The organism is Bradyrhizobium viridifuturi (assembly GCF_001238275.1).
Classification (GTDB): Bacteria; Pseudomonadota; Alphaproteobacteria; order Rhizobiales; family Xanthobacteraceae; genus Bradyrhizobium; species Bradyrhizobium viridifuturi.
This window is the reverse complement of the sequence record NZ_LGTB01000020.1, coordinates 43,558-60,086: the sequence shown is the minus strand read 5'-3', so window position 1 is coordinate 60,086 and position 16,529 is coordinate 43,558. Positions and strand designations below refer to the sequence as shown.

The 16,529-nt window shown below is 63.7% G+C and carries 16 protein-coding genes and 2 pseudogenes; 9 read left to right on the top strand and 9 right to left on the bottom strand.

The features are described 5' to 3' along the window. Positions 1-9: 9 nt before the first annotated feature. The 3 genes from ALC15_RS19340 to ALC15_RS19330 are packed head-to-tail and all read right to left on the bottom strand — an operon-like array spanning position 10 to position 2,917. Positions 10-783, bottom strand: coding sequence for an SDR family NAD(P)-dependent oxidoreductase (locus ALC15_RS19340; RefSeq protein ID WP_050628621.1), 774 nt, complete (start codon positions 781-783; stop codon positions 10-12). Further along, complete coding sequence (locus ALC15_RS19335) at positions 780-1,424, bottom strand: TetR/AcrR family transcriptional regulator (protein WP_050628620.1); 645 nt, start codon at positions 1,422-1,424, stop codon at positions 780-782. The genes ALC15_RS19340 and ALC15_RS19335 overlap by 4 nt, the downstream gene beginning before the upstream one ends. Further along, positions 1,421-2,917 (bottom strand): AMP-binding protein, encoded by a 1,497-nt coding sequence (locus ALC15_RS19330; protein ID WP_050628619.1) that lies wholly within the window; start codon positions 2,915-2,917, stop codon positions 1,421-1,423. The genes ALC15_RS19335 and ALC15_RS19330 overlap by 4 nt, the downstream gene beginning before the upstream one ends. Positions 2,918-3,087: 170 nt before the next feature. Between ALC15_RS19330 and ALC15_RS19325 the strand changes: the two genes are divergently transcribed. The 9 genes and pseudogenes from ALC15_RS19325 to ALC15_RS19285 all read left to right on the top strand — a co-directional run bounded on the left by ALC15_RS19325 (position 3,088) and on the right by ALC15_RS19285 (position 11,195). After that, positions 3,088-4,347: an ABC transporter substrate-binding protein gene (locus ALC15_RS19325; protein WP_050628618.1), complete on the top strand. Its 1,260-nt coding sequence runs from the start codon at positions 3,088-3,090 to the stop codon at positions 4,345-4,347. A gap of 97 nt (positions 4,348-4,444) precedes the next feature. After that, positions 4,445-5,346 (top strand): annotated as a pseudogene (locus tag ALC15_RS19320) (branched-chain amino acid ABC transporter permease). Then, the gene (locus tag ALC15_RS19315) at positions 5,343-6,362 is read left to right on the top strand and encodes a branched-chain amino acid ABC transporter permease (protein WP_050628617.1); all 1,020 of its coding nucleotides are present in this window, start codon (positions 5,343-5,345) and stop codon (positions 6,360-6,362) included. The pseudogene ALC15_RS19320 and the gene ALC15_RS19315 overlap by 4 nt, the downstream one beginning before the upstream one ends. A 2-nt stretch (positions 6,363-6,364) precedes the next feature. Further along, positions 6,365-7,123 (top strand): ABC transporter ATP-binding protein, encoded by a 759-nt coding sequence (locus tag ALC15_RS19310; protein ID WP_050628616.1) that lies wholly within the window; start codon positions 6,365-6,367, stop codon positions 7,121-7,123. After that, positions 7,120-7,836 carry an ABC transporter ATP-binding protein gene (locus ALC15_RS19305; protein ID WP_050628615.1) on the top strand — a complete coding sequence of 239 codons (717 nt, stop codon included), beginning with the start codon at positions 7,120-7,122 and terminating at the stop codon, positions 7,834-7,836. The genes ALC15_RS19310 and ALC15_RS19305 overlap by 4 nt, the downstream gene beginning before the upstream one ends. Before the next feature lie 54 nt (positions 7,837-7,890). Further along, entirely contained in the window at positions 7,891-9,090 is a 1,200-nt protein-coding gene (locus ALC15_RS19300) for a CaiB/BaiF CoA transferase family protein (protein WP_050628614.1), read from the top strand. 15 nt (positions 9,091-9,105) lie between these two features. Then, a complete protein-coding gene (locus ALC15_RS19295; protein WP_050628613.1) occupies positions 9,106-9,882 on the top strand; it encodes an enoyl-CoA hydratase/isomerase family protein in 777 nt (258 codons plus the stop codon). Next, the gene (locus ALC15_RS19290; RefSeq protein WP_050628612.1) at positions 9,883-10,338 is read left to right on the top strand and encodes a MaoC family dehydratase; all 456 of its coding nucleotides are present in this window, start codon (positions 9,883-9,885) and stop codon (positions 10,336-10,338) included. 3 nt (positions 10,339-10,341) lie between these two features. Next, a pseudogene (locus tag ALC15_RS19285) lies at positions 10,342-11,195 on the top strand (HpcH/HpaI aldolase/citrate lyase family protein). Here the strand turns inward: ALC15_RS19285 and ALC15_RS19280 are convergent. From ALC15_RS19280 to ALC15_RS19255, 6 genes are read right to left on the bottom strand one after another with little or no spacing between them, the layout of a single operon-like run. Continuing rightward, positions 11,196-12,437, bottom strand: coding sequence for a CaiB/BaiF CoA transferase family protein (locus ALC15_RS19280; protein ID WP_094193967.1), 1,242 nt, complete (start codon positions 12,435-12,437; stop codon positions 11,196-11,198). Then, entirely contained in the window at positions 12,434-13,120 is a 687-nt protein-coding gene (gene dctP, locus ALC15_RS19275; protein ID WP_094193966.1) for a TRAP transporter substrate-binding protein DctP, read from the bottom strand. The genes ALC15_RS19280 and dctP overlap by 4 nt, the downstream gene beginning before the upstream one ends. Continuing rightward, on the bottom strand, positions 13,027-13,470 hold the full coding sequence (locus ALC15_RS47220; protein ID WP_050628610.1) for a TRAP transporter substrate-binding protein: 444 nt from the start codon (positions 13,468-13,470) through the stop codon (positions 13,027-13,029). The genes dctP and ALC15_RS47220 overlap by 94 nt, the downstream gene beginning before the upstream one ends. 40 nt (positions 13,471-13,510) lie before the next feature. Then, entirely contained in the window at positions 13,511-14,800 is a 1,290-nt protein-coding gene (locus ALC15_RS19265; RefSeq protein WP_021080340.1) for a TRAP transporter large permease, read from the bottom strand. Continuing rightward, complete coding sequence (locus ALC15_RS19260) at positions 14,797-15,357, bottom strand: TRAP transporter small permease (protein ID WP_094193965.1); 561 nt, start codon at positions 15,355-15,357, stop codon at positions 14,797-14,799. Before ALC15_RS19260 ends, ALC15_RS19265 begins: the two co-directional genes overlap by 4 nt. 17 nt (positions 15,358-15,374) lie before the next feature. Then, positions 15,375-16,406 (bottom strand): TRAP transporter substrate-binding protein, encoded by a 1,032-nt coding sequence (locus tag ALC15_RS19255; protein WP_050628609.1) that lies wholly within the window; start codon positions 16,404-16,406, stop codon positions 15,375-15,377. Positions 16,407-16,529 lie beyond the last annotated feature (123 nt).

Sequence of the window (16,529 nt, the reverse complement as noted above, 5' to 3'; positions counted from 1 at the left end):
GAATTGTCCTCAGCTGCGTGGTGCTTCCGGCAGGCCGCCATAGGCGGCCCACGTGGTGCCCGCGATGTAGCCGGCATCGACCGGCAGGTTGATGCCGGTCACGCCGCTGCTCTGCGGCGAGAGCAGCCAGGCGATCGCCTGCGCCACTTCCATCGGCTCGACCAGCCGGTTCATCGCAGTCGGGTGGGCCAGCAGCTCCCTGTTCAGGGCGCCGGATGCAATACCGGCTTCGAGTGCCGCCGTGCGGGTGAAGCCGGGAGACACCGCGTTGACGCGGACGCCGGTCCGGCCCCATTCCGCGGCAAGCGTCTGGGTGATCTGGATGACGCCGGCCTTCGCCGCGGTGTAGGCGTGGATCGGACCCGACGTCATGCCGGCCACCGAAGCGACATTGACGATCGCGCCATGCCGCCGTTTCGCCATCCCGATGCCGACGCTGCGCGCAACCAGGAAGGTGCCGCGCAGGTCGATATTGACCTCGCGGTCCCATTGCTCCATCCGCACCCGGTCGATCGTGTGCATCTTGCCGAATACGCCGGCCGCGTTGACGAGACCGGTGATCGGGCCGTGGGCCTGCTCGATATCCGCAATGCCCGCGACCACGGCGCTCTCGCTCGCGACGTCGAACGGTGCCGGCCAAAGGATGACGTTCGTGCCGACTAGCGGTTCCGGCGCGATGTCGACGACGACGACGCGATGGCCCTGATCGGCAAGCAGTGTTGCGGTTGCAGCGCCGATGCCTCGGCTGCCGCCGGTGACGAGGATGGTGCCGTCAGCGCTCATGTCTTGCTTCCCTTGTTGCCGGCATTGAACAGGCCGCGGGTGACCAGCTTCTGGTAAGCCGTGATCACATAGTCGGGCACCGCGGTGACGCCGTGCTCGGAATAGGAGTAGCGGCGGCTGAGATAGCCGCGGGCGCCCATCAGGACCTGGACGATGGCCTCGAATTCCTCGTCGCTGAATTTGTCGGTCGCGCCCGCCGCCCGCGCGCGCTGGAGGATCCGGACATACGCATTCGAGATGTTGTCGAAATGCTTCTGGTAGCCGATCGGCGCGAAGAACTCGGCCTCGTTGAGAATTCGCAGGAATTCCGGCACCTCGCGGATGAAGTCGAAGAACGCGCTGAAGCGCTCGATCTCCTGCCTGGCCTCGTCGGCGGTGCCGGTGCGCGCATGGATGAAGCGGACCATGTCGAGGCCGATCTTCGGCAGCAGCTGGTCGAGCAGCTCCTGGCGGTTCTCGAAGTGATTGTAGAAGGTACCCTGCGCAACGCCGGCGGCTTCGGTGATGCGGGCAACCGAGGCTTCGGCATAGCCATATTTGCCGACGACCTTGGTCGCGGCGTCGAAGATCTTCTGCTTGGTCCAGGCGTTGCGCTCGACCCGGTTGAGCTTTGTCACCTTGGAGGATGTCGCTTGTGTCATGCGGAGGCCTCGAGTTCGGCGCGGAGCACGCGCTTGAGCACTTTGCCGGATGGATTGCGCGGCAGGCTGTCACGGATGATCAGCTGCCGCGGCACCTTGAAGCCGGCGAGCCGAGCGCGGCAGAAATTGGTGAGGTTGGGCAGATCGAGCTTTGCGTCGCCGTCCAGCACCACGACGGCGACCGGCTTTTCGCCCCATCGGTCGTCCCGCAGGCCGATCACTGCGACCTCGCGCACGCCGGGCATTTCGTAGATGACGCGCTCAACCTCGGAGGAGGCGATGTTCTCGCCGCCGGAGATAATCATGTCCTTCTTGCGGTCGGTCAGATAGAGGAAGCCGTCGTCATCGAGATAGCCGATATCGCCGGTGCGAAACCAGTCGCCGAAGAAAGCGGATGCGGTCTTCTCGGGGTCCTTCCAGTAACCCTGCGTCACCTTCGGCCCGCGCAGGCAGATCTCGCCATCCTGGCCAGCGGGCAGGCGCTTGCCGGCGTCGTCGCGGATCTCGATCTCGACATGGGCGATGGCGCGGCCGGTCGACCCGATCTTCTCGATCTCGCGACCGGCGTCCATGAAGGTATCGCCGCCGCAGCTTTCGGTGAGGCCGTAGGCATCGATGTAGCGCGCATTCCTGAAATAGTCGGAGAAGGCACGGATGCGCAGCTCCGGCGTTTTCTCGCCACCGCCGATCGCCCATCGCAGGCTGGAGACATCGTAGCGCTCGCGGTTGGGGCAGGTGAGGAGCGCCGTTGTCATGACCGGCGCAAACCACGCCGCGTTGAGTTTCTCGCGCTCGATCGCGGCGAGCGCGGGTTCAGGTTCGAAGCTGCGGTGAATGCAGAGCATGCCGCCGTGCCAGAGTACGGCGATGCCGGGCAAATCGAGCGCGCCGACATGGTAGAGCGGGCCGACCACGAGCAGCCGGGTGTCCGTGTTCAATCCGAGCACCAGCGTCTGGTCGGCGGATTTCCAGTAGATGTTCTCGTAGGTGAGCATCACCCCCTTGGGACGATCGGTTGTGCCCGAGGTGTACATCAGCCGCATCAAATCGCGTGGCTGCCGCACATGGATCGGTGCCGGCGCGATGTCGGGCGCGAGATTGGTGACGCTCGACTGTGCGACTTCACCTAGCAGCACCACAGGTGCGCCGCCCGTTGCGATCGCGGCGAATTCATCATCGGCGACCAGCAGCCGCGCGCCGGAATTGCCGATGATGTAGCCGACCTCGTCGGCCGACAGCCGATAGTTGATCGGCAGGAAAACCGCGCCGATATGGCTCGTTGCGAACACCAACTCGAGAAAAGCGGTGCTGTTCTTCATCAGGATGGCGACGACATCGCCGGGCGCAATCCGGCGCATCGCGAGCCAGCTGCCGACTTGCCGGATCCGCAGGTCAAAGTCGGCGTACGAGACGTCCTCGCCGCGATATTTCAGCGCACAGCGGTCCGGCGTCCGCCTGGCATGAAATGCGATGAAGCTGGAAAGATTGATCATTTGCCGCTCGTCGGGCCAATTCTGGCGCCGTTTTCTCCCTGAATGAATTATGAGTCGTAATTCATCTTTGGCTTGACGTCACCCCCCTGGCTCTGAAAACATCACGGGCATGGAGACGAAACGATCTCCGCAAGGGATTTTGGGAACGCAAACCCGATAGGGAGGGGAGTATGACGAGGACCCGGAAACCGGGCGTCAGTCGGCGCTCGACGCTTGCGCTGATGGGCGCCGGTGCGGTGACCTTTGCTGCGCCATGGGTGGCGCGCGCGCAGGCCAAGACGATCAAGATCGGCATGCCGACGATTCTGTCGGGTCGCGTCGCGCAGCTCGGCACATCCTCGCGCAACGCGGTGATGCTGGAAGTCGAGAAGGTCAATGCCGCCGGCGGCCTTGCAGGGCGGCAGATCGAGATGGTGATCCGCGATTCCAAGGGGCAGCCGCAAGAAGCCGCGCGTATCGCGCGCGAGCTCGTCAACACCGACGGCTGCGAGATGCTGCTCGACGGCGAGGCGTCGTCGGGATCTTTCGCGGTTCATGAGGTGGCGCGCGATCTCGGCGTGCTCTGCATCCACACCTGCTCGGAAGCGTCGTCGCTAACGGCTGATCCGAAGCAGCACATTCCAAATGCCTTCCGTTGCGTGCGGCAGGGCATCCACGACTCGATCGTTGGTGCGGGTTACGCGGCAGGCATTGCCAAGACCAAGGGCCTGAAAAAATGGGCGACATGTTCGCCCGACTACGCCTATGGCCGCGACACCACCGGCGAGTTCGTCCTCTATCTGAAGAAGTTCGCGCCTGATGTCGAGATCATCAGCGAGTCCTGGCCCAAGCTGTTCCAGCCCGACTACACCGAAGTCGTGACCAAGATCCTGCAGGCCAAGCCGCAGGCGCTGTATTCATGCCTGTGGGGCGGCGATCTCACATCCTATATCGACCAGGCCAACATCTACGCGCTGTTCACCCAGATGGAGGTGTTCGCGGTCAACATGGCCGACTACACCGCGCTCACGGTGGTGAAGAACCTGCCGAAGGGTATCCACTCCGGCGACCGTTACATCAAGACATTCCCGGCGACACCGGAGAATGCGGCCTGGGGCGACGCCTACAAGGCGAAGTACAACGAGTACCCGACCAACTGGTCCTGGCAGAACGCGACCGCGGTCATGTTCCTCAACGAAGCCGTCAAGAAGGCGAACTCGACCGACGGCAAGAAGGTCGCAGAAGTCCTCACCGGGCTCACCATCAAGTGTCCGTTTGGCGCCGATGGTACCGTCACCATGCGTGCGGACGATCGCACGCTGGTTGGCTACGCGATCGGCTGGGGCACCACGATCCCGCAGGAGCCCTATGTGCCGGACGTGAAGGCCGGTGACTGGAAGACCATCTTCGAACTTGAAGCCGAGTGGAAGAAGAGCAAGGGCTACACCTGATCCACATGTCAGGCGGAGAGGGCCGCAAGCTGTCTCCGCCTTTCATCTGATGCTTGTCGCGCGCCGGCGTTGCGGCCCGCCGTAATGGATGATTCTCGTGGACCTCGACGCGCTCGCCAGTTGCCTCGCCAGCCCTGCCTGCCTGGTGACCCAGACCACCAGCGGCTGATCATCGGCATGCTGCTGTTTCTCGTCGCCGTCGGGCTGACCCTGATCTTCGGCGTGCTCAAGGTGGTCAATTTCAGCCACGGCGCCTTCTACATGTTTGGCGCCTATTTTGCGATGACGGCCTACCAGCTCACGGGAAGCTTTGCGCTGGCGATGCTGAGTGGCGCGGCCGGCACCGCGATCCTCGGCCTGATCTTCGAGCGCGTGTTCATGAGCCGGGTCTACGGCCGCGACGTGCTGATGCAGCTCCTGGTCTGCTATGCCTTCGTGCTGATCTTCGACGACGTCGTCCGCATGATCTGGGGACCGGAATTCAAATCGATGGGTATGCCGGCCGCCTTTCAGGTGCCGCCACTGTTCATCGCCGGCGGCGTGGTGCCGCCGTACTACCTGCTGCTGATCGGCGTGGCGCTCGCTGCGGCCGTGATTCTCGGGCTGGGGCTGGCGCGCTCTAGGATCGGCAAGGTGATCCGGGCGGCGGCACATAACCCCGGTATGGTATCGGCGCTCGGCATCAACACCGGGCTGATCTATGGCGGCGTGTTTGCGCTCGGCGGCATGCTGGCGGGGCTCGCGGGAGCGCTGGCGGCGCCGGTGCGCTCGCTGACGCCGGGCATGGGTTTCTCGGTTCTGATCGAATCCTTCATCGTCACCGTGATCGGCGGCATGGGATCGATCCTGGGCGCCCTGATTGGTGCGCTGCTGATCGGATTGATCCGCTCGTTCGGATCGCTCGGCTTCCCGCTGTTCACCGAGGGGCTGATGTATCTCTTCATGGTGATCGTGCTGGTGTCGCGTCCGACCGGCCTGTTCGGCAAGGAGGTCGCATGACCGAGTTGCAGGCCGGGCAGGGCGCGCAGCCGCTTGCCCCTCCCCGGATCGACGCCAGGCCGCAGCGCTATCGCGATGTGCTGATCGCGCTCGTGGCGTTCGTCCTGCTCGCGCTGCTGCCGTTCATCTTCGGCAGCAAGCAACTGCTCGACTTCGTGATCCGATGCGCAGCCTACGGATTGTTCGCGACGTCGCTCAACCTGCTGGTCGGCTACACCGGACTGATCTCATTCGGGCACGGCATGTTCTTCGGCCTCGGTGCCTATGGCTTCGGCCTGATGATGCAGAAGGCCGGCGTCGCGATTCCGGTGGCCTTCGTCGCCACGCTGGCGATGACATTCGTCGTCGCCGTCGTCATCGGTGCGATCTGCGTGCGGCTGAAGGAGATCTATTTCGCCTTCGTCACGCTGGCGTTCCAGATGCTGATCCATTCGACGATCCTGTCGTGGCAGTCGCTGACCGGCGGCGACCAGGGCCTGCGTGGCGGCATTCCGCGGCCGCCGTTTCTCGGCATCGACCTGTCCAACCATCTGCATCTCTACATCGCGAGCTGCGCGCTGCTGGTGATCGGACTGTTCCTGATGCGCCAGATCGCACAGTCGCCGTTCGGCTACACGCTGCGCATGATTCGCGACAACGCCACGCGGGCGAGCTTCATCGGCATCGACGTCTGGCGCGCCAAGCTGACCATATTCGTGCTGGCGGCGTTGTTCGCCGCGACCGGCGGCATGATCATGGCGCTGTTCGTCTCCGGCGCCTATCCCGAGTTCGCCTATTGGACGATCTCCGGCGAGGGCATCTTCATCAACATGCTCGGCGGCGTGACCACCTTCCTCGGGCCGATGGTCGGCACGGTGCTGCTCTTGATCCTCAACGATACCGTCACGCGCCTGACCGAGTATCACGGCATCGTGCTTGGCATCGTAATTCTGTTCTTTGCCATCGGCCTGCGGAAGGGCCTGATGGACTTCGTCGTGGAATGGTTCGCGCAGCGTCGCGGCGAGGGGCGCGGTTAGCCATGCTGGAAATTCGCGGGCTTTCCAAATCCTTCGGCGGCGTCAAGGCGACCGACAACGTCTCGCTCGACTTTCCAGATGGCTCGCTCACCGCAGTGATCGGCCCCAACGGCGCGGGAAAGAGCACCTTCTTCAACCTGATCACGGGTGCGCTGCGGCCTGATTCTGGACAGATCCTGCTCAATGGTGTCGACATGGCGGGTAAAACGCCGCCAGAGATCGTGCGCCATGGCATCGGCCGCGCCTTCCAGGTCGCCAGCATATTTCCGTCGTTGACCGTCGAGGAGACGATGCTGGCCGCGGTCTGTGCCGATCAACGCCGCGCCGGCGTGATGCATCGCCGCTTCCCGCTGGCCGAGACGCGCGACCGTGCTGAGCATGCGATGGAGCTGCTCGGCCTCGCCAGCAAGCGCAACAGGACCGCGGCGACGCTGTCGCATGGTGACCAGAAGCTGCTCGATATCGCGCTCGCGCTGGTGCTCGAACCCAAGGTGCTGCTGCTGGACGAGCCGACCGCGGGCATGGGCACCGAAGAGCGCTGGCGCATGATCGACAAGGTGCGCGAGCTCTGGGAGAAGCAGAAGATCACCGTCGTGTTCATTGAGCATGACATGGACATCGTGTTCAAGATCGCGCCGCAGATCGTCGTGCTGTGCTACGGCCGGATCCTGGCGACCGGGACGCCGGATGCGATCCGCAGCAATGAAGCCGTCATCGAAGCCTATCTCGGCAGCGACGACCACGCGGGAGCGGTGGCATGAGCGCGCAGCCGGTGGTGCAGGTTGAGGACCTCGACGTCTACTACGGCACCAGCCAGATCCTGTTCGGCGTCGGCCTGTCGGTGCGCAAGGGCGAGACCATGGCGCTGCTCGGCCGAAATGGCGCCGGCAAGTCGACCACCATGAAGGCGATCATGGGGCTGGCGCCCGCACGGCGCGGCACGGTGAGCTTGCGCGGCCGGGTAGTGTCCGGAATGCGGCCGCATCTCATCGCCCGGGCCGGGCTCGGCTTCGTGCCGGAAGACCGCCAGATTTTTCCCGAGCATACGGTCGAGGACAATCTCGTCATCGGACAGAAGAAGGGGCCTGAGGGCGAGGACGAGTGGTCGATCCGCCGCGTCTACGACGTGTTTCCGCTGCTGGAGCCGCTGCGGCACCGGATCGCCGGAAGGCTGTCCGGCGGCGAGCAGCAGATGCTGGCGATCGCCCGCACGCTGATGGGCAATCCGGTGCTGCTGCTGCTGGACGAGCCGAGCGAGGGGCTGGCGCCGATTATCGTGCAGCGCATCGGCGAACTGCTGCGGCAGCTCCGCGGCGGCGGTGCCACAGTATTGATCGCCGAGCAGAACATGCATTTTTGCCTTGGCCTTGCGAGCCACGCGACGGTTATCGACAAGGGACAGATCGTCTACACATCCTCCATCGAAGAGCTGAAGGCCAACGACAACATCCGGCAGCGCTATCTGGCGCTGTAGGGCGTGATCCAGAGGATCATCCGATAGGGCTGTTCGACGGCTGTGGGAGGACAAATGGCGGGGAAGCTGACGCCGACGCACGAGGCGCCGTACCGCGGGCTGAAGGTGCTCGATTTCGGGCAGGGGATCGCCTCGCCCTATTGTGCGATGCTGCTCGGGGTCTATGGCGCCGACGTGATCAAGGTCGAGCCGCCCGAGGGCGATTGGTCGCGCTATCTCGGCACGACCTACGGCAATCACACGACGCTCTCAGCGGTCTACAACCGTGGCAAGCGCAGCCTGTGCCTCGACATGAAGAACAAGGATGGGATCGCGGTCGCCCAGCGGCTGGCGCGCGAGGCCGACGTGCTGATTGAAGGATTTCGCCCCGGTGTCGCCGGGCGGCTCGGGCTCGGCTACGAGAGCCTGTCGCGCGACAATCCTGGCCTGATTTATCTCTCGGTCAGCGGCTTCGGGCAAAGCGGGCCGTATTCAAAACGGCCTGGCTCGGATTCGGTGGCACAGGCGTTTTCGGGGCTGGTCTCGGTCAACGTCGGCACCGATGGCGTACCGCATCGGGTCGGTACGACTATTTCCGACGTCGTCACCGGCGTGTACGCATTCCAGGCGATCGCGACGACCCTGTTCGCGCGTGCGACGGTCGGCACCGGCCGCTGGATCGACGTCAATCTCTGCCAGTCGACGTCGGCGCTGCTTGGCCACAAGGTCGCCGAGTTCATCCTCGAGGGCGGTGCGCCGCGCGCGCTCAATGTGCCGGCCGGAACGTACCAGACGCAGGACGGCTGGATGATGGTGACGCTGGTCAACGAGCCGCAATACAAACGTCTGTGCAATGCAATCGCGCGCAAGGATCTCGCCAGCGATCCGCGTTTTGCCGACTTCGCGCGGCGTGCCGATGCGGCCGACACGCTGATCCCGCAGCTGCGCGAGGTGTTCCTGACGCAGCCGACGGATGCCTGGCTCACGGCGCTGCACGCGGCCGATATCATCGCGGAGCGTATCCTCAATCCCGGTGAATGGCTGCGCAACGCTCACGTCGACGCGACCAGGGCGTCGGTGCGCCAGGACACGCCCGGCGTCGGCGCGGTCTATTCGCCGCGGACGCCGGGGATCGCGAGCCTGTCCGAGGATCACCTCTGCCCTGCGCCGGATGTCGGGCAGGACAGCCGCGCTGTGCTGACAGAAGCCGGATTTGGTTCCGCTGAGATCGACGGCTTGCTGCAATCAGGCGCGGTGCGGCAAGCCAAGCGATAGAGGAGACGACACATTATGAGCACGGACCTCGTTCGTTACTCGGTCACTGGACAGATCGCGGAGATCGTGCTGGACCGCGCGCCGGTCAATGCGCTCAGCATCCCCTTGATCGACGCGCTGTTGGAGGCGCTGGCAAAAGCCCGCGATGACGAGGCGGTGCGAGCCGTCATCATCAGCAGCACCCACAAGGTGTTCTGCGCCGGCCTCGACCTCGATATCGTCAGAGGCAAGCCCGCGATCGAGACGAAGACATTCCTCGAGCGGCTGTATTTCGCACTGAACGATACGCAATATCGAATGGGCAAGCCGACGATTGCAGCGATCGACGGCGCGGTACGCGCCGGCGGCATGACGATCGCGATCTCCTGCGACATGATCATCGCGGGCGACGGCTCCACCTTCGGCTATCCCGAGATCGACGTCGGCCTGATCCCGGCAATCCATTTCGTGCAATTGCCGCGGCTGGTCGGCAAGCACCAGGCGTTCGGCCCGTTGTTCCTCGGCGAGCCCTTCGATGCGGCAGCGGCCTTCCGCATGGGCCTGCTGAGCGAGGTGGTGCCGAAGGGCACGGCGCTGGAGCGTGCTCGCGAGATTGCGCGAAAGCTGGCAATAAAATCGCCGATCGTGATGAAGATCGGCCGCGATGCCTTCATGCGAGCGGTCGATGCCGATTTCCGCCGCTCGGTGGAGAACACGGCCGAAAGTTTCGTGGTGGTCGCGTCGACGGAAGATTGCCAGGAAGGGCTGAATGCGTTCGTCGAGAAGCGGACGCCCAACTACAAGGGACGGTAAATGGCTGGATTGTATTTCGAAGAGTTCGAGGTCGGGCAGGAATTCCATCATGAGTTCAGCCGGACCGTGACGGAGATGGACAACACCATGTTCAGCCTACTGACCATGAACCCGCAGCCGCTGCACCTCGACGCGCATTTCTCCGAAAAGACCGAATTCGGCCAGCGGCTGTTCAACAGCCTCTACACGCTCGGCATCATGATCGGCATGAGCGTGTACGATACGACGCTGGGCACGACCGTCGGCAATCTTGGCATGACCGACGTCAAGTTTCCGAAGCCGGTGTTTCATGGCGATACCTTGAAAGCGCATACCAAGATCGTCGGCAAGCGGGCCAGCAAGTCGCGGCCGACCCAGGGTATCGTCGAATTCGAGCATACCATGACCAATCAGCGGGGTGAGGTGGTGGCGAGCTGCCGCCGCACCGGCCTGATGCACTGCAAGCCGAAGGCGTAAGCGATGCGATCGTTCCTGTTCGTTCCCGGCGACAGCACCCGGAAATACGAGAGTGCGAAGAAGACCGCGGCGGATGCCTGATCCTCGATCTCGAGGATTCCATAGCGCCGGACCAGAAAGTGGTTGCGCGCGACATCACGCGGCAGATGCTTGATGCGCGCAATCCGGACCAGAAGCTCTACATCCGCGTCAACGCGCTCGACACCGACCTGACGCTCGGCGACCTCGCTGCCGTGATGCCCGGGAAGCCCGATGGCATCGTGTTGCCGAAATGTGCCGGCGCTGCCGACGTCAACAAGCTCGCGCTCTATCTCGACGCGTTCGAGGCGGCCTCGGGTATCGCGCAGGGCACCACCCGAATCGTCACAGTCGCCACCGAGACGGCGCGGGCGGTCTTGAAAATCCTCGACTTCGAGAACATGAGCCCGCGGCTCTGGGGAATGATGTGGGGCGCGGAGGACCTCGCGGCGTCGCTCGGCGCAACCCGCAACCGGACTGACGGCCGCTATCACTCACCGTTCATTCTTGCCCGCGATCTCTGCCTGATCGGCGCGGCCGCGGCCGGCGTGGTTGCGATCGACACCATCGCCACCGACATCAACGATCTCGATGCACTGAAGGCAGAGGCGATCGCCGCGCGGCAGGACGGCTTCCTGGCCAAGGCCGTGATCCATCCCAAGCATGTCGATGTCGTCAACGCGGCCTTCATGCCGACCGATGAGGAGATCGCTTGGTCGGAGCGGGTGATCGCCGCGTTCGCCGATAATCCGTCCGGGGTCGCCAAGATGGATGGCAAGATGCTGGACAAGCCGCATCTGCGCGCCGCTGAGAAGATCCTGGCGTCACGTCGGAAATAGTCAGGACGAACTGGGCTCGATCAGCGCGCCCTCCTTGAGGAGGGCCGCAATCTCCGCATCCACAAGCCCTGCCTCGCGCAGGATCTCGTGGCCATGTTCGCCGAGGTTCGGCGGATAGGCCCGGATCGATGGCGGTGTACGGCTCCAGGTCGCGGCTGGTCCGGCGACCCGCAGCGTTCCTTCCGTGGGATGCTCCAGCGATTGGATCAGCCCGACGGTGGCGAGATGCGGATCATCGATCAGGCTATCGAGATCGTGCAACGGCGCATGCGGAATATCGGCCTCTTCAAAGAACCGCATCCACTCGGCTGTGCTGCGGGTTTTCATCATCTGCGAGAACCAGTCGTAGACGAAGTCGTAGTTCCGCGTGCGGGCCGAGATACTGTTCAGCCGCGGATCGCGGTCGGCCTCTTCGGCAAGGCCGATCTTGGCGAAGAAGGCGTTCCATTGCTTGTCGGAATAGACCAGCGCGCAGATGTAGCCGTCGCTGGTCTGGTAGGGGCGGCGGTCGGGCGATAGCAGACGGGAGTATCCGGGCGGTCCGATCGGGGGATCAAAGCTGCGGCCGGCCATGTGATCGCCGAGCACGAACTGCGCCATGGTCTCGAACATCGGGATTTCGATGGCTTGTCCCACGCCGGTGCGCTCGCGATGGAACAGAGCCGCCAGGATGGCATGGACCGCGTTGAGGCCGACGATGCGGTCGGCCATGGTGGCCGGCGAGTAGCGCGGCTCACCGGTGATCTGGCCGGTGAGCGCGGGCAGCGCCGTCAGTCCCTGGATCAGGTCGTCATAGGCGGGTCGGCCGGCATAGGGGCCGGTCTCTCCGAAGCCGTGCAGGCTGGTATAGACGAGCTGCGGGTTGGTCGCGAGAAGATCGTCGGCGCCAAGCTTCAGCCGCGCCATCGCCGCGGGACGGACATTGTGGACGAACACGTCGGCCGTGGCGGCCAGCCGCAGCAGCGCAGCGCGGCCGCCCGGCTTCTTCAGGTCTAGCACGATCGAGCGCTTGTTGCGGTTGCCCTGCAGGTACATCGCGCCCATCCCGGGATGGCGCATCGGGGCGGCGTGGCGCATGACGTCGCCATCTGGGCTCTCGACCTTGATCACGTCGGCGCCGTAGTCGCCGAGGATCATGGTCGCGTAGGGCCCCATCATGACGCTGGTGAGGTCGATGATCCTGACGCCGGCGAGCGGGCCTGCCGGCGTGGTTGGCGTGTCTCTCGTCGGAGCGTTGCTCAATGGGTGGCGGCCAGCGCTTCGGTGAAGGCCTTGAAGACGTCGGTGCCCGGCTTGCCGCGCTTGTCGACGTCCTTCACCCAATCCTGTGCCACCGACTTGAAGGCGGTGTCGAATACCTTCTTGTCGTCGGCGCTGAAGTTGATCACCTTCATGCCCTGCGACTTGATCTTGTCGGCTGCCGCCTTCTCGCCGTCCTCGAACCGCTTGCAGGCCTCGTGCGTGGTCTGCTCGCCGGCTTCGATCAGCGCCTTGCGCACATTCTCGGGCAGCGACTTGAACTTCAGTTCACCTATTGAATAGGTGAAGATCGCAGTGCCGAAATTCAGGCCCTCGGTGCCCGATTTCAACAGCTTGCCGAAGTCGTAGGACGCAGAGCTCTGGAAGGAGAAGATCAAGCCGTCGAGCGTGCCGCGGGTCAGCGATTCATAGATCTCCGGCGCGGCCATCCGTACCGGCACGCCGCCGATCGAGCGCATCATCAGATCCATCGCGCCGCCGGTGGTGCGGATCTTGAGGCCCTCAAGGTCCTTTGCGCTCTTGATTTCGCGGCTGGTTGCAAGCTGCACCTGATAGGCCGGGAGCGCCAGCGTCACCAGCGGTCGAAGCTGGTTGGGGGCAAATTCCTTGGTCTCCAGGATGCCGCCATTGTGCGAGACCTTGTAGAAGGCGAGCGAGCCTGGCATTCGTTGTCGAAGATGCCGGGCAGTTCGGCGACGGCCGTCAGCGGAAACTTGTCGGACGAATAGGACGGCACGATGTAGGACACATCGGCGACGCCGAGCGCGGTGAGCTGGGCCATGTCCTTGGCCTTGCCGAGCTGCTCGGCCGGGAAATGCTGGAAGGTGACCTGGCCATTGGTCAGCTTGGTGACGAGCTCCGAGAATGGCTTGCCGACGAGCTCATGAATCACGTGGCCCGACGGCAGGCTGTCGGCAAGGCGCAGCGTGATCTTCTCCTGGGCGAAGACCGGCGACGTGGAAGCGGCCAGCAGGGCCGTGCCGACGCCGGCGAGCAAGCGGGAATAGAGGTTCATAAGGGTCTCCCAGAACTGGCCGTCACGGCCGACGGCTTCTTCAATGTTGCATGTGGTTCGGCAGCCAGAGGATGATCTCCGGGAATGCCACGAAAATGGCGATAGCGATCAGGTGCGCGATGAAATGCGGGAATGTGCCGTGGAACACCTCGCCCACGGGGCGATGTGCATAGCGCGCCACGATGAAGCAGTTCAATCCGATCGGCGGCGTGATCATGCCGACCTCGGCGGTCACGATCTTGATGACGCCGAACCAGATCGGGTCGAATCCGAGCGACTTGATCAGCGGCAGCACGATCGGAACCGTCAGCACCAGGATCGCGATCTGATCCATGAACGAGCCGAGCACGATGTATCCGCACAGGATCAGCGTGATGATGATCCAGCGCGAGACATCGAGCCCGCCGACCCAGCCGACGATGTTCTGCGTCACCTGCGTCAGCGTGAAGAAATAGCCGAAGATATGCGCGCACATGATGATCAGGACGATCATGCAGGTGCCCTGGGCGGCATGCCGTAACGTCGTATAGAGCGAGGTCAGGTTGATCTTGCGCTTCCAGCAGGCGAGACAGAACGCGCCGAATGCGCCGAAGGCCGAGGCTTCGGTCGGGGTCGCGATCCCGAGATAGATCGTGCCCGTAACGATCGAGAACAGCACCACCATCGGGCTGACCTGCCAGAGCAGGCTGAACCGCTCCGACCACGTCACCGCCGAGATTGTCGGCGCGCGCGAGGGATCGAGCAGCACGAGGATGTAGATCGTCGACATGATGATGATGGTAACGAAGATCGCCGGGATGATGCCGCTGATCAGCAGCTTCCCGATGTTCACCTCGGCAAGCAGGCCGAAGATGACCAGTGCCACCGAGGTCGGCAGCAGCATCGCGAGCGTGCCCGAGATCGCGACGACACCGGCCGCCATCTTCGGCTCATAGCCCTGGCGGATCATCGCGGGCAGGCTGGTCGAGGACAGCGTCGCGGCGGAGGCCGTGCTGGTGCCGCAGATCGAGCCGAAACCCGCGCCGGCGAGCGCGGTCGCCATGCCGAGGCCTCCGGGAATACGCCCGACCCAGGCCGCCGCGGTCTTGAACAGGTCGTCGGCGACGCCGGACAGCAGCACGAGGTCCGCCATCAACAGGAACATCGGGATCGTGATCAGCTCGTAGGAGGTGACCGCCGAAAGCGGCGTGGTCTGCAGCACGCCGAGCAGGATCGGAAGACCTCCGGTCAGATAGAGGCCGAGCCCGCCTGAGAACGCCATCGCGAACGCGACCGGAGTTCCGATCGCAAGCAGGAAGAACAGCAGCGCGAGGATGAAGGTCGGGATCATTCGAAACCTCCGGCAGCCTTCTCCGAATGACCGGAGATAGCCGGCAGCGGCAGCAGATTCTCGCCGGTCAGGAGGCTTGCGGTATTGGCGATGAGATGAACGGCGAGGCGCAGTGCGAGGATACCGGCACCGATCGGCACGAAAATCGAGGATGCCCAGGTCGGCCACGGGATCGCACCCGCCATCACGTCGCTGGAGACATAGTTGTCGAGTGCGCGCTGGTAGCCGAGCCAGGTGATCGGAACGAAGATGGCGAGACCAACGAGGTTCGAGATGATGACGCAGAGGCGCTGGATGATCGCTGAGAAGCGCGGCAGCAGGATATCGACGCTGATATGTCCGTTCACCGCGTAGGTACCGGAGAGCGACAGAAAGAACACGCCGGCCATCACATAGAGCGAGATCAGGTCATAGGCCCAGGAGAACGGCCGGTTGAAGACGTAGCGCATCACGACATCGGAGAAGACGATGATCATGATTGCAAACATCAGGGCCGCTGCGATAGCCGAGGTCACCTTCTCGATGGCGGTCAGGGCTTTCAGACTTGTCTTGATCACGTATGGCTCCGTCGGCGTTACTGGGCCGGCACCGCCGCAACGGCAGCGCCGAATTCCTTCAGGGCGTCACTGCCGTGCTTGCCGCGTGCATCCAGCCCGTCGGCCCATGCCTTGCCGACGCCCTTGGTCAGGTCCTTGAGCTTTGCGACCACGTCGGGTTGCAGGGTGTCGAAATGGACGCCCGCGGCCTCCATCGACTTCATGGTTTCGCTGTCCTGCTTCTGCACTTCCTTGCAGGCAGACGGCAGGATCTCCTCGGCGACGTCGATCATCGCCTTCTGGATCTCGGGCGACAGTTTCTTCCAGCTGCTCTCGCTGATCGAATAGGCGACGACGAAGCTCGCGAAACCGAAGCCATCGGTGGAATGTTTCACGAGCTTGTCGGCGCCATAGGCCACGACGCTTTCGAGCGGAAACAGCAGGCCGTCCATCGTGCCGCGTGACAGCGACTCATAGGCGTCTGGCGCCGCCATACGTACCGGCACGGCGCCGATTGCGCGCAAGGTGAGGTCCTGTGCGCCGCCGGTCGATCGCAGTTTCAGTCCGTTGATGTCGGCTGTGTCCTTGACCGGCTGTTTCACGGTCAGGATGCGATAGGGCGGCAGGCTCACCGCGAGCAGCAGGCGGATGCCGTTCGCGGTATAATCCTGCTGCGCGATCACGCCGTTCCGCGCGGTCTTCCAATATGCGAGCGTACCCTGGCAGGAATGCTCGAACGCGCCGGGGAGCATCGCGACTTCGGAGACCGGCATCTTGTCGGAGACATAGGCGGGCGCGACATAGCCGATATCGGCGACGCCGGTTTGCGTCAGCTTGAGCATGTCGGCGGCCTTGCCGAGCTGCTGGGCCGGATAGTGCTCGAACGTCACCGCGTTGTTGGTGCGCTTCTGGACTTCGGCCATCCAGGGCTCGAGCACGAGACGGACGAGATAGTGTCCCTTCGGAAAGGAGTCGGCGACCCGCAGCTTGATCGGTTCCGCCGCTGCCGCCAGATTGATCGATGCGATGAGGAAGCCGTAACCGGCCAACGCCCGTCGAAGCCCGCCCATATGTCCTGCCCCCGATTAGCCTTGTTGTTTTAGGCAGCTGCGCACAAACAAAATTGCGCGTCAAGCAAACGCTTGGCTAAGCGTCCTGACGAAAGTGGGGCTTGGGAAGCATCGGGATCTCGA